The organism is Streptomyces sp. NPDC001606 (assembly GCF_053596835.1).
In genome coordinates this window covers 171,175-183,062 of record NZ_JBSFHC010000019.1, presented here as the reverse complement: position 1 = coordinate 183,062, position 11,888 = coordinate 171,175, and the positions used below count along the sequence as shown (strand labels likewise).

Sequence of the window (11,888 nt, the reverse complement as noted above, 5' to 3'; positions counted from 1 at the left end):
AGTTCTCAAGGAACGGTCGCTTCCTTTGTACTCACCCTCTCGGGCTTTCCTCCGGGCGCTTCCCTTCGGTCTTGCGTTTCCGACTCTATCAGATCCTTTCGGCGTCTGATCCCCAGTCAGCGGGGTTTTTCTTCCCGGCCGTTGGGCCGTTCCGACGAGTGAGACTTTAGCGGATTCCTGGCTCCCGAGCTAATCGGGGCTGCGTCCTTTCGAACGCGGATTCCTCATTTCGCAAATACGCACGCCAAAGCAGTCGGCGCCGGAGCGTCGATCGAGTGGGTGGTTCCTGCGAAGTGGCTGTCCGGGGACCGACCGGAGTCGGCGCTCACGTCGGACAACTCGGAGAACAGTACGGATCGGGGTGGGGCGTGTCAACTCATCCCCGCGATGCCCCCCTCAGGCGTACGCTGTGAGGCGTGATGACGCGTACGTGCACCCAGCTCTGGTGGGCCGCCTGACCGGCGGCCGTACTCACGTATGCATTCAACGGCCGCCGCCTCGGCGGCCGTTCGCGTATCTCCCTCCGGAACCCGGGGGCCGGCCGCAGGGGCGGCGGCCTTGACCAGAAGGTGGAGTGGAGATGACTCGGGTCTTCAGCGGGATTCAGCCGACCGGGCACCTGACCCTGGGGAACTACCTGGGGGCCATGCGCCGGTGGGCCGAGGTCGACCAGCACCGGGCGGAGTCCCTGTTCTGCGTGGTGGACCTGCACGCGCTGACCGTGGACCACGATCCGGCGCGGGTGCGCAGGCTGAGCCGGCAGACGGCGACGCTGCTGCTGGCGGCCGGGCTCGACCCGGAGGCGTGCACCGTGTTCCTCCAGAGCCATGTCGACGAGCACAGCCGGCTGTCGTACCTGCTGGAGTGCGTGGCGACCGACGGCGAGATGCGGCGGATGATCCAGTACAAGGAGAAGGCCGCGAAGGAGCGGGAGCGCGGCGGGAGCGTGCGGCTGTCGCTGCTGACGTATCCGGTGCTGATGGCGGCGGACATCCTGGCCTACGGCACGGACGAGGTGCCGGTCGGGGAGGACCAGGCCCAGCATGTGGAGCTGACCCGGGATCTGGCGGTGCGGTTCAACCAGCGGTACGGGCACACGTTCGTGGTGCCGAGGGTGACGCTGCCGCCGGTGGCGGCGCGGGTGATGAACCTCCAGGACCCGGCGAAGAAGATGGGGAAGTCGGACGAGTCGGGGGTGGGCGTCGTCTATCTCCTGGACGAGCCGGACGCGGTCCGCAAGAAGGTGATGCGGGCCGTCACCGACAGCGGGCGGGAGGTCGTGTACGACAGGGAGGGGCGGCCGGGGGTGGCCAATCTTCTGGAGATTCTCTCTGCGTGCACGGGCGGGAACCCTGAGTCACTGGCGAGCGTTTACGACTCGTACGGCTCTTTGAAGAAGGACACCGCCGAGGCCGTGGTGGAGGTCCTCAGGCCGTTGCAGGAGCGGCACCGGGAGCTGTGTGCGGATCCCGGCTATGTGGAGGGGGTGTTGCGGGATGGGGCGGAGAAGGCGCGGGCGATGGCTCGGCCGATCGTCGATACCGCGTACCGGGCGATCGGGCTGCTGCCGCCGGTGACGGAGGCGGAGGCTGTGGCGGGGCCGGCGTTGCGGGCCGTGCGCTGAGCGCTGCTGCGGGGCAGGGCGGCGGGGTGGGCCGGTCTCGGCCGTCCGCCGCCTCTGCCGGGGTGCGGGGTCAGTCCTTCTTGCCGGAGGCCAGCTCGCGGCTGCGGTCGCGGGCGGCTTCCAGGGCGGCGATGAGGGCGGCGCGGACGCCGTGGTTCTCCAGCTCGCGGATGGCGTTGATGGTGGTGCCGGCCGGCGAGGTGACGTTCTCGCGGAGCTTCACGGGGTGCTCGCCGCTGTCGCGGAGCATCACGGCGGCACCGATGGCGGACTGGACGATGAGGTCGTGGGCCTTGTCGCGGGGCAGGCCGAGCAGGATGCCGGCGTCGGTCATGGCCTCGACGAGGTAGAAGAAGTAGGCGGGGCCGGAGCCGGAGAGTGCGGTGCAGGCGTCCTGCTGGCTCTCGGGCACGCGGAGCGTCTTGCCGACGGCGCCGAAGATCTCCTCGGCATGCGCCAGGTGCTGCTCGGTGGCGTGGCTGCCGGCGGAGATGACGGACATGGCCTCGTCGACCAGGGCCGGGGTGTTGGTCATGACGCGGACGACCGGGGTGCCGGCGGTGAGGCGCTCCTCGAAGAAGGAGGTGGGGATGCCGGCGGCGCCGCTGATGACCAGGCGGTCGGCGGGGACGTGCGGGGCGAGTTCGTCCAGGAGGGTGCCCATGTCCTGCGGCTTGACCGTGAGGATCAGGGTGTCCGCGGTCTTCGCGGCCTCGGTGTTGGTGACCGGGGTGACGCCGTAGCGGGTGCGGAGTTCTTCGGCGCGTTCGGTGCGGCGGGCGGTGACCAGGAGGTCGGCCGGGGCCCAGCCGGCCCGGATCATTCCGCTGAGCAGGGCTTCGCCGATCTTGCCGGTGCCGAGGACTGCGACTTTCTGGCTCATGCGGTCAGTTTGGCACCGGGGGCTGGGGGTGGGGGGTGTGTGTCCGGTGGGCGGAATGGCGGCTAGGGCGTTCTGCGGCGGAGGGTTGCGGCGCCCAGGGTCAGGACCAGGAGGGCGCAGCCGGCGACGATCAGGGCGTCCCGGACGAAGGTGGGGGTCGTGCCGGTGTGGGTCAGGACCTGGTTCATGCCGTCGACGGCGTACGACATCGGGAGGACGTCGGAGATGGCCTCCAGGACGGGGTGCATGTTCGAGCGGGCCGTGAACAGGCCGCAGAGGAGGAGCTGGGGAAAGATCACGGCGGGCATGAACTGGACCGCCTGGAACTCGGAGGCGGCGAAGGCGGAGACGAAGAGGCCGAGGGCGGTGCCGAGCAGGGCGTCGAGGAGGGCGACGAGAAGGAGCAGCCAGGGCGAGCCGGTGACGTCGAGGCCGAGGCCCCAGAGGGCGAGTCCGGTGGCGAGGGCCGACTGGACGATGGCGATGGCGCCGAAGGCGAGGGCGTAGCCGGCGATGAGGTCGGCCTTGCCGAGGGGCATGGCCAGGAGGCGTTCGAGGGTGCCGGAGGTGCGTTCGCGCAGGGTGGCGATGGAGGTGACCAGGAACATCGTGATCAGCGGGAAGATGCCGAGCAGCGAGGCGCCGATGGTGTCGAAGGTGCGGGGGCTGGCGTCGAAGACGTAGCGCAGCAGGACCAGCATCAGGCAGGGGACGAGCAGCATCAGGGCGATGGTGCGCGGGTCGTGGCGGAGCTGGCGCAGCACGCGGGCCGCGGTGGCGGTGGTGCGGGCGGCGTTGAGGGTGCTGGTGGGCGCGGGGGTGGTGGTGCTCATCGGGTGCGCTCCTTGGTGCGGTCGGCCGCCGCGGCCTGGTCCACGAGGTGCAGGAAGGCGGCTTCGACGGTGTCGGTGCCGGTACGGGTGCGCAGGGCGTCCGGGGTGTCTTCGGCGAGGATCCGCCCTTCGCGCATGAGGAGGAGGCGGTGGCAGCGCTCGGCCTCGTCCATGACGTGGGAGGAGACGAGGAGGGTGGCACCGCGGGTGGCGGCGAGATGGTGGAAGAGGTTCCACAGGTCGCGGCGGAGGACGGGGTCGAGGCCGACTGTGGGTTCGTCGAGGACGAGGAGTTCGGGGGCGCCGAGGAGGGCGACGGCGAGGGAGACTCGGCTGCGCTGGCCGCCGGAGAGGGCGCCGGCGAGAGCGTCGGCGTGGCTGGTGAGGTCGACGTCGGCGATGGCCCGGGTGACGTGGTCGCGGCGGCGTTCGGCGGCGGCGCGGCCGGGGTCGAGGACGGCGGCGAAGTAGTCGAGGTTCTGCCGGACGGTGAGGTCGTCGTAGACGGAGGGGGCCTGGGTGACGTAGCCGATGCGGGTGCGCAGGGTGGGGTGGCCGGCGGGGTGGCCGAGGACGTCGAGGGTGCCGGTGACCTTGGCCTGGGTGCCGACGATGGCGCGCATGAGGGTCGACTTGCCGCAGCCGGAGGGGCCGAGCAGTCCGGTGACCTGGCCGCGGGGGACGGTGAAGCGGAGGTGGCGCAGGACGGTGCGGGGGCCGCGGACGACGGTGAGGTCGTCGGCGTGGATGGCGGTGAGGTCGTCGGCGTGGGCGGCGGCTGGGGACGGAGGCCCCGACGCATAATTCATCATGTGATGAATACTCCGCCTGGGAGTGCCCGTGGTCAAGGGCCGGACGGGGCGCGTCCGCATGCGAGAACGGCAGCGGTCAGGGGGTGGTGACGGCGACCAGCAGGAGGACGTCGTACGCCTCCTCGACCGTGCCGTCCGGGAAGGCCTTCAGCAGATGGGCACGCTCGGATTCCAGGAAGGCGGTCCTGCGGTCCTCGGACAGGAGGAGGAGAGCCGAGTGGCTGCCCATGTTGGCGAGGTGGGTGTCGACGGACACGCGGCGGCTCCAGCGGACCGCGCGCCGGGTGAAGCGGAGCCGGCCGCTGGGGTCGGCCAGGTCGGTGCGTTCGACGGCCCGGCGCTTCTCGGCGGCGATGTCCCGGCCGAGCAGACGCCCGGTGCGGTCGGCCCGCTCGGCGATCCACTCGACGTCCAGGGCGTCGGTGTTCCACCACAGCGCCAGCGCGCCGCCCGGCCGCAGCACGCGCAGGGCCTCCGGCACCGAACGGGCCGGGTCGGTCCAGTGCCAGGCCTGGGCGTAGGTGAGGAAGTCGGCGTGGGCGTCGGCCACCGGGAGGGCGTTGCCGTTGCCCCGGACGAGCGGGAGGTGCGGGAGCCGGCGGCGGAACTCGGCGGCCATGCCCTCGCCCGGTTCGACGGCGAGGACGTCGGCGCCCCGGGCGTGCAGCAGGGCGGTCGCGATGCCGGTGCCGGCGCCGACGTCCACCACCGTGGCGCCGGTCAGGGACCGGCCGGCCAGTTCCTCGACGGCGTCGAAGAGGGCGGGCGGGTAGGAGGGGCGGTTCGCGGCGTACTGGGCGGCGGCGGAGTCGAAGGAGCGGACGCGGGCGGCGTGGGCCTCGGCATCGCCGGGCGGCTGGGTGGCGGTCATGCCGCCATCGTGCCGGGAGGTGACCGGGCCGGGGCAACGCCTCGTCAGCTACCGATGTGCCGGCGCTGTCATCCGCGGCGCTTCTTCTTGCCCGGGTTGCCCGAGCGGCGGGTGGAGCGGCGGGCGTGGTCGGCGCGGGCCTTGTCGTACTCGGCGCGGTGCAGCTTCTCGCCGGGGGCCTCGGTGAGGGAGCGGAAGAAGTAGGCGAGGAGGGAGCCGACGAAGCCGATGGCGAGCAGACCGCGCAGGGAGGCCTGGCGGGCCGGGTCGTGCCGCTTGTCGAAGCCCTCCCAGGTGTTGCGGAAGGCGAGCGCGGTGCAGATCGCGAACATGCCGATGACCAGGACGGTCACGAAGGTGCCGGTGTCGGCGATCTGGATGCCCTGGTAGGCGAAGCGCAGCACCAGGCAGGAGACGGCGGCCGCGGCGAGGGAACCGACGGCGACACCGGCGCGGCGGGCCGCGTAGCCGTTGTCGTGGTTCACCCAGGACGTGCCGAAGAAGCGCAGGGGCTCGGGTCGGGGGCCGCTGTCCGCCGCGGTGCCCGCCGGGCTGTCCGGGCTGCCGGTCTCATCGCTCACCCGACGATTATGGCTCCGGGCGGCCGCGGGCCGAGGCCGGGGCCGGTGGCACCGGCGGCCTCGGCCCGCAGGGGTCAGGAGCAGCGCGGGGCTATGTAGCCGTCGCTGCCGGTGTGGATGTAGGCGTCCGAGGCGTACTCGCCGTTGTCGACGTTGTCCCAGATGTTGGTGGTGCCGTAGGGGCCGCTGACGGTCGTACCCGAGGTCTGGCAGTAGATCGGCACATGGGAGCCCTCGGGCAGGACGCGGACGATGGGGTAGCCGGTGCCGGGGCCGCTGCGGATGTTCAGGCGGACGCCCGGTGCGACGGCGTACGTGCGCACGGCCGTCTCCGTGACCAGCTGGTCAGGAGCGTCCTGCTCGCGAGAACCCTGCTCAAGGGACATATGTCGTCTCCCCCCGAAAATCCCATGCCCGGCATGGGATGCCGTCGATTGTCTGGACGCGAGTGCTTAAACACCAGTTCGCGACTCGCACGCGGAGGCTAGCAAGCCGCCTCTGTCTCGTACGAGTCATCGACTAGGCTCCGTGCGTCGCGCGCGGACGATCAGCACGGGGGGCGGTCCATGACGCCACAGCGCAGCACCGGAATGGGCCCGGAAGCCGAGCTTCCCGAGTACGTCGGCCACTACCGTCTGGAGTCGTGTCTGGGCTCGGGCGGCATGGGGGTCGTGCACCTCGCCCGCAGCACCTCCGGGCTGAAGCTCGCCGTGAAGGTCGTCCACGCGGAGTTCGCGCGGGACCCCGAGTTCCGGGGGCGGTTCCGGCAGGAGGTGGCGGCGGCCCGGCGGGTCAGCGGTGCCTTCACGGCGCCGGTGGTGGACGCCGATCCGGAGGCCGAACGGCCCTGGATGGCCACCCTGTTCATCCCGGGTCCGACGCTGTCCGAGCAGGTGAAGCGGAACGGCCCGATGAACCCCGCGCAGTTGCGGCGGCTCATGGCCGGGCTCGCGGAGGCGCTGCGGGACATCCATCGGGTGGGCGTCGTGCACCGGGATCTCAAGCCGAGCAATGTGCTGCTCGCGGAGGACGGGCCGAAGGTCATCGACTTCGGCATCTCCCGGCCCAAGGACAGCGAACTGCGCACCGAGACGGGGAAGTTGATCGGCACGCCGCCGTTCATGGCGCCCGAGCAGTTCCGGCGGCCGCGGGAGGTGGGGCCCGCGGCGGACATCTTCGCCCTCGGGTCGGTGCTGGTGCACGCGGCGACCGGGCGGGGGCCGTTCGACTCCGACAGCCCGTATGTGGTCGCGTACCAGGTCGTGCACGACGAGCCGGACCTGACCGGCGTCCCGGAGAGTCTGGCTCCGCTGGTGCTGCGCTGTCTCGCCAAGGAGCCGGAGGAGCGGCCGACCCCGGACGAGTTGATGCGGGAACTGCGGTCGGTGGCGGCGTCGTACGAGACCCAGGCGTTCATACCGGCCCAGCGGGCCGGTGAGGGGGAGGTGCCATCGGCGCCGGTCCCACATACGGGTGCGGGTGCGGGTGCGGGTGGCGGTGCGGGTCGGTGGCGGATGTCCCGGGTGGTCTCCCGCCTGGGGTCCCGACTGGGTTCCCGCCTGAGTTCTCGCCCGGGCTCCCGGTGGCGGTCCCGGCGGGTTCTCGTCGCGGCCGTGTCCGTCGTACTCGTGCTGGGTGGGGTGCTCGCGGCGGTGCTGTGGCCGCAGGGTGCTGCCGGGCCCGTGGTGACAAAGGGCGGGCGGTCCGCCGGTGCCGGGTTCGCCGGGTGGCGGGTCCGGCCGGTCGGGGGCGGCACGGGCATGCCGCAGTGCACCTACGGCGCGGGACGGGTGCTGTGTGTGCGGTCGGGTACGGCCTTCGCCCTGGACGCCCGGGACGGCCGGCTGCTGTGGCGGCGCACGGTCGGCGGGGCGCCGTCCGGTGGGGCGCCCGCGCTGGCGGACGGGGTGCTGCTGCTGCCGGCGAACGGCGGGCGGCGGGTCGTGGCGCTCGATGCCGCCTCGGGGCGGCCGCGCTGGCACCGGGAGCTGCCCGGGGCGCCGAGTGTGCAGGTCGCCGGCGGCATGCTGGTGATCGCCGGTGCGGACGGCACGATGACGGGGGTGGCCGGCAGGTCCGGCGAGACCGGCTGGCGGCGCCGGCTGACGACGGGAGCGACGGGCGGCACGCCGTCACTCGCCCGGTACGACGGTGATCCGCTGCTCTACGCGACGACCACCGCGCTGGACGGCACGGCCACGCAGATCACCGCGTTCGATCCGGCCGCCGGTACCACCCGCTGGCAGGCGCGGCTGCGGGGGACGCTGCGGCCGCTCGGCAGCCAGGACGGCTCGCTGTTCCTGATGTCCGTGGACAACGCCTCCGCGACCACGGACGAGGTGCTGCGGTACACACCGGCGACGGGGACGGCGCGGCGGGTCGCGCTGCCCGTCGCGCTCACCACTCCCGCGGCCGCCACCCACGGCGATGTCGCCTACCTCCTGGGCACGGGCGGCTCGCTGGACGCCGTCTCGCCGGGCGGCGACGGTTCGGGCGGGGCGGGCAGACGGCTGTGGCATCTGGAGACGGCCGTCAGCCGGGGGTCGGCGCCCGCGGCCACGGGGGCGTACGTGTACTTCAGCGCGCCGGACGGGCGGTTGCTCGCGGTGGACGCGCGGGACGGCCGGCTGGCCGGGCAGACGCCGCTGCGGCTGGGGGCCGGGTCGGGGCAGGTCGCCGGGACGCTGTCGGCTCCGCTGGTGGTGGGCGAGCGGGTGTACGCGAGTGCGCCGGACGGGAGCGTGTTCGCGGTGGACGGCGGGGATCCCCGCGCCTGGTGAGCTGAGAAGGGCCGCCCCCGGGGTTCCGGAGGCGGCCCTCAGCGATGTTCCTCAGCCCAGCTTGCTGACGTCCCGCACCGCGCCCTTGTCGGCGCTGGTGGCCATGGCGGCGTAGGCGCGGAGGGCGGCGCTGACCTTGCGGTTGCGGTTCCTGGGGGCGTAGACGCCGTTCAGGGCCTGCTCGCGGCGGGCCAGCTCGGCCTCGTCGACGAGCAGCTCGATGGTGCGGTGGGGGATGTCGATGCGGATGCGGTCGCCGTCCTGGACCAGGGCGATCGTGCCGCCGGAGGCCGCTTCGGGGGAGGCGTGGCCGATGGACAGCCCGGAGGTGCCGCCGGAGAAGCGGCCGTCGGTGATCAGGGCGCAGCTCTTGCCGAGGCCCCGGCCCTTCAGATACGAGGTCGGGTAGAGCATCTCCTGCATGCCCGGGCCGCCCTTGGGGCCCTCGTAGCGGATGACGACGACGTCGCCCTCCTTGACCTCCTGGGTGAGGATCCGCTGGACGGCCTCTTCCTGGGACTCACAGACCACCGCCGGGCCCTCGAAGGTCCAGATCGACTCGTCGACGCCGGCGGTCTTGACCACGCAGCCGTCGACCGCGAGGTTGCCCTTGAGGACGGCCAGGCCGCCGTCCTTGGAGTACGCGTGCTCGGCGGAGCGGATGCAGCCGCCCTCCGCGTCCTCGTCCAGGGCCTCCCAGCGCTCGGACTGGGAGAAGGCTTCGGCGGAGCGGACGCAGCCGGGGGCCGCGTGCCAGAGTTCGACCGCCTCCGGGGAGGGCGAGCCGCCGCGGACGTCCCAGGTCTTCAGCCAGTCGGCGAGGGAGGGGCTGTGCACGGCGTGGACGTCCTCGTTGAGCAGGCCCGCGCGGTGCAGCTCACCGAGGAGGGCGGGGATGCCGCCGGCGCGGTGCACGTCCTCCATGTAGTAGGTGCGGTCCTTCGCGACGTTCGGGGCGACCTTGGCGAGGCACGGCACCCGGCGCGAGACGGCGTCGATCTGCTCCAGTCCGAAGGGCACGCCGGCCTCCTGGGCGGCGGCCAGCAGGTGCAGGATCGTGTTGGTGGAGCCGCCCATCGCGATGTCCAGGGCCATGGCGTTCTCGAAGGCCTGGAAGGTGGCGATGTTCAGCGGCAGGACGGAGTCGTCGTCCTGCTCGTAGTAGCGGCGGGTGAGGTCCATGACCGTGCGGGCGGCGTCGACGTAGAGCTGCTTGCGCGCGGTGTGGGTGGCGAGGACCGAGCCGTTGCCGGGCAGGGAGAGGCCGATCGCCTCGGTCAGGCAGTTCATCGAGTTGGCGGTGAACATGCCGGAACAGCTGCCGCAGGTCGGGCAGGCGTTCTCCTCGATGCGGAGGATGTCCTCGTCGGAGATCTTGTCGTTGACGGCGTCGGAGATCGCGTCGACCAGGTCGAGGGTGCGGACCGTGCCGTCGACCAGCGTGGCGCGGCCGGACTCCATCGGGCCGCCGGAGACGAAGACGGTCGGGATGTTCAGGCGCAGGGCGGCCATCAGCATGCCCGGGGTGATCTTGTCGCAGTTGGAGATGCAGACCAGGGCGTCGGCGCAGTGGGCCTCGACCATGTACTCGACGGAGTCGGCGATCAGATCGCGGGAGGGCAGGGAGTACAGCATGCCGCCGTGGCCCATGGCGATGCCGTCGTCCACGGCGATCGTGTTGAACTCGCGGGGGATGCCGCCCGCCTCGGTGATCGCCTCGCTGACGATCCGGCCGACCGGCTGGAGGTGGGTGTGGCCCGGCACGAACTCGGTGAAGGAGTTGGCGACCGCGATGATCGGCTTCCGGCCGATGTCCGCACCGGGTACACCGGAGGCACGCATAAGGGCGCGGGCGCCCGCCATGTTGCGGCCGTGGGTGACTGTGCGGGACCTCAGCTCGGGCATCGTCGCTCGCTCCTTCAGAGACTGCGATCAGGGAGACTGACCGTCAGAGAGACTGGCCGTCAGAGAGACTTCTGACTCCCTACGAGCCTACGCCGCCGCTCCACGGATTGGACGCCACTGTCCGGAATGCGGGACGGGCGTTCCAGCTTCGGCGGGTCGTCGGCGGCCTCAGGGAGCCGTCAGGTGGTGCTGCACCACGGGGGCAAGGCGGGCGACGATCTGGTCCAGGTCGGCCGAGGCCAGCGGCTCCAGCTTGATCACGTACCGCATCATGGCCGTACCGACCAGCTGGGCGGCGGCCAGTTCGGCGCGCAGCTCGGCGTCGGGCAGGTCCAGCTGGGCGGCGATGCGGCGCATCAGCTGGGTGGCGACCAGGCGGCGGAAGACGGCGGCGGCGGTCTCGTTGTTCACCGCGGAGCGCACGACCGCGAGCAGCGGGGTGCGGGTCACCGGGTTCTCCCAGACGCCGAGGACGAAGCGGGTCATCCGCTCCCCCACGCTGTCCACCGGGCCTTCGGCCAGCGCGTTCGGCGCGTCCAGCGCGGGCGCGAAGACGACGGAGACGGCCGCCTCGAAGACCTGTTCCTTGGTGCCGAAGTAGTGGTGGACGAGCGCCGGGTCCACACCGGCCGCCTTGGCAATACCGCGTACGGACGTCTTCTCGTACCCGCGCTCGGAGAACTCCTCGCGGGCCGCGGTGAGGATGCGGTCGCGGGTGTCGGCGGACTCGGCGCGCGGCGGCCGGCCCCGCCGCCGTGCCGTGGTCCCGCTCATCGCCGGGGCACCCGCACCGCCGCGGCCAGGTGCCGGCGGGTGAAGGCCAGGGCCTCGGCGAGGTCGGCCTCGCGCTCGGCGCTGGACATGGCCCGCCGGGTGTTGACCTCGATGACGACATGGCCGTCGAAGCCGGAGACGGCCAGGTGCTCCAGCACCTCGGCGCAGGGCTGGGTGCCGCGGCCGGGGACCAGGTGCTCGTCCTTGGCCGAGCCGCGGCCGTCGGCCAGGTGGACATGGCCGAGCCGGTCCCCCATGCGGCCGACCATGTCCAGGGCGTCGGTGCGGGCGGTCGCCGCGTGGCTGAGGTCGATGGTGAAGTGCCGGTAGTCGTGCCGGGTGACGTCCCAGTCGGGGGCGTAGGCGAGCATCTCGCGGTCCCGGTAGCGCCAGGGGTACATGTTCTCGACGGCGAACCGTACGTCCGTCTCGTTCGCCATCCGCCAGATCCCGTCGACGAAGTCCCGGGCGTACTGCCGCTGCCAGCGGAAGGGCGGGTGGACGACGACGGTGGAGGCGCCCAGCTTCTCGGCGGCCGTCCGGGCACGCTGGAGCTTCACCCAGGGGTCGGTGGACCAGACCCGCTGGGTGATCAGCAGACAGGGGGCGTGCACGGCCAGGACGGGGATGCCGTGGTAGTCGGACAGCCGGCGCAACGCCTCGATGTCCTGACTGACCGGGTCGGTCCACACCATGACCTCGACGCCGTCGTAGCCGAGGCGCGCGGCGGTCTCGAAGGCTGTCGCCGTGGACTCCGGATAGACGGAGGCGGTCGACAGCGCGATACGCACGTCCGTTGGTTCAGCCACGTCCGTCACCTTACGG

Annotated in this window: 11 protein-coding genes; 2 read left to right on the top strand and 9 right to left on the bottom strand. The window is 72.2% G+C overall.

Annotated features, from left to right (window positions below; all coding sequences use genetic code 11):
- Nucleotides 1–580 precede the first annotated feature (580 nt).
- Nucleotides 581–1,624, top strand: a complete 1,044-nt coding sequence (gene trpS / locus ACWCV9_RS29630; RefSeq protein WP_450791096.1) for a tryptophan--tRNA ligase — start codon at nt 581–583, stop codon at nt 1,622–1,624.
- A gap of 70 nt (nt 1,625–1,694) precedes the next feature.
- On the opposite strand, the gene proC is transcribed toward trpS, so the two are convergent.
- The 6 genes from proC to ACWCV9_RS29600 form a co-directional block, all read right to left on the bottom strand.
- Entirely contained in the window at nt 1,695–2,507 is an 813-nt protein-coding gene (proC, locus tag ACWCV9_RS29625; RefSeq protein WP_450791094.1) for a pyrroline-5-carboxylate reductase, read from the bottom strand.
- 62 nt (nt 2,508–2,569) lie between these two features.
- A complete protein-coding gene (locus ACWCV9_RS29620; RefSeq protein ID WP_450791092.1) occupies nt 2,570–3,340 on the bottom strand; it encodes an ABC transporter permease in 771 nt (256 codons plus the stop codon).
- The gene (locus ACWCV9_RS29615; RefSeq protein ID WP_450791090.1) at nt 3,337–4,152 is read right to left on the bottom strand and encodes an ABC transporter ATP-binding protein; all 816 of its coding nucleotides are present in this window, start codon (nt 4,150–4,152) and stop codon (nt 3,337–3,339) included. Before ACWCV9_RS29615 ends, ACWCV9_RS29620 begins: the two co-directional genes overlap by 4 nt.
- A 76-nt stretch (nt 4,153–4,228) precedes the next feature.
- On the bottom strand, nt 4,229–5,023 hold the full coding sequence (locus ACWCV9_RS29610; RefSeq protein ID WP_450791088.1) for a class I SAM-dependent methyltransferase: 795 nt from the start codon (nt 5,021–5,023) through the stop codon (nt 4,229–4,231).
- Between the two features lie 68 nt (nt 5,024–5,091).
- The gene (locus ACWCV9_RS29605) at nt 5,092–5,604 is read right to left on the bottom strand and encodes an EamA/RhaT family transporter (protein WP_450791086.1); all 513 of its coding nucleotides are present in this window, start codon (nt 5,602–5,604) and stop codon (nt 5,092–5,094) included.
- 74 nt (nt 5,605–5,678) lie between these two features.
- Nucleotides 5,679–5,990 (bottom strand): SH3 domain-containing protein, encoded by a 312-nt coding sequence (locus tag ACWCV9_RS29600; RefSeq protein ID WP_385848460.1) that lies wholly within the window; start codon nt 5,988–5,990, stop codon nt 5,679–5,681.
- Between the two features lie 180 nt (nt 5,991–6,170).
- Between ACWCV9_RS29600 and ACWCV9_RS29595 the strand changes: the two genes are divergently transcribed.
- A complete protein-coding gene (locus ACWCV9_RS29595; RefSeq protein ID WP_450791084.1) occupies nt 6,171–8,384 on the top strand; it encodes a protein kinase domain-containing protein in 2,214 nt (737 codons plus the stop codon).
- Between the two features lie 51 nt (nt 8,385–8,435).
- On the opposite strand, the gene ilvD is transcribed toward ACWCV9_RS29595, so the two are convergent.
- From ilvD to ACWCV9_RS29580, 3 genes are all read right to left on the bottom strand, one after another.
- Nucleotides 8,436–10,289, bottom strand: coding sequence for a dihydroxy-acid dehydratase (gene ilvD / locus ACWCV9_RS29590; protein WP_450791082.1), 1,854 nt, complete (start codon nt 10,287–10,289; stop codon nt 8,436–8,438).
- A 168-nt stretch (nt 10,290–10,457) separates the two neighbouring features.
- Nucleotides 10,458–11,063, bottom strand: a complete 606-nt coding sequence (locus tag ACWCV9_RS29585) for a TetR/AcrR family transcriptional regulator (RefSeq protein WP_450791080.1) — start codon at nt 11,061–11,063, stop codon at nt 10,458–10,460.
- Nucleotides 11,060–11,872: a sugar phosphate isomerase/epimerase family protein gene (locus tag ACWCV9_RS29580; RefSeq protein ID WP_450791078.1), complete on the bottom strand. Its 813-nt coding sequence runs from the start codon at nt 11,870–11,872 to the stop codon at nt 11,060–11,062. The genes ACWCV9_RS29585 and ACWCV9_RS29580 overlap by 4 nt, the downstream gene beginning before the upstream one ends.
- Nucleotides 11,873–11,888: the final 16 nt, after the last annotated feature.

Bases quoted from the DNA above. Each gene is read 5' to 3' on its own strand.
- trpS (WP_450791096.1), top strand. From the start codon at position 581: ATGACTCGGGTCTTCAGCGGGATTCAGCCGACCGGGCACCTGACCCTG.
- proC (WP_450791094.1), bottom strand. From the start codon at position 2,507: ATGAGCCAGAAAGTCGCAGTCCTCGGCACCGGCAAGATCGGCGAAGCC.
- ACWCV9_RS29620 (WP_450791092.1), bottom strand. From the start codon at position 3,340: ATGAGCACCACCACCCCCGCGCCCACCAGCACCCTCAACGCCGCCCGC.
- ACWCV9_RS29615 (WP_450791090.1), bottom strand. From the start codon at position 4,152: ATGATGAATTATGCGTCGGGGCCTCCGTCCCCAGCCGCCGCCCACGCC.
- ACWCV9_RS29610 (WP_450791088.1), bottom strand. From the start codon at position 5,023: ATGACCGCCACCCAGCCGCCCGGCGATGCCGAGGCCCACGCCGCCCGC.
- ACWCV9_RS29600 (WP_385848460.1), bottom strand. From the start codon at position 5,990: ATGTCCCTTGAGCAGGGTTCTCGCGAGCAGGACGCTCCTGACCAGCTG.
- ACWCV9_RS29595 (WP_450791084.1), top strand. From the start codon at position 6,171: ATGACGCCACAGCGCAGCACCGGAATGGGCCCGGAAGCCGAGCTTCCC.
- ilvD (WP_450791082.1), bottom strand. From the start codon at position 10,289: ATGCCCGAGCTGAGGTCCCGCACAGTCACCCACGGCCGCAACATGGCG.
- ACWCV9_RS29585 (WP_450791080.1), bottom strand. From the start codon at position 11,063: ATGAGCGGGACCACGGCACGGCGGCGGGGCCGGCCGCCGCGCGCCGAG.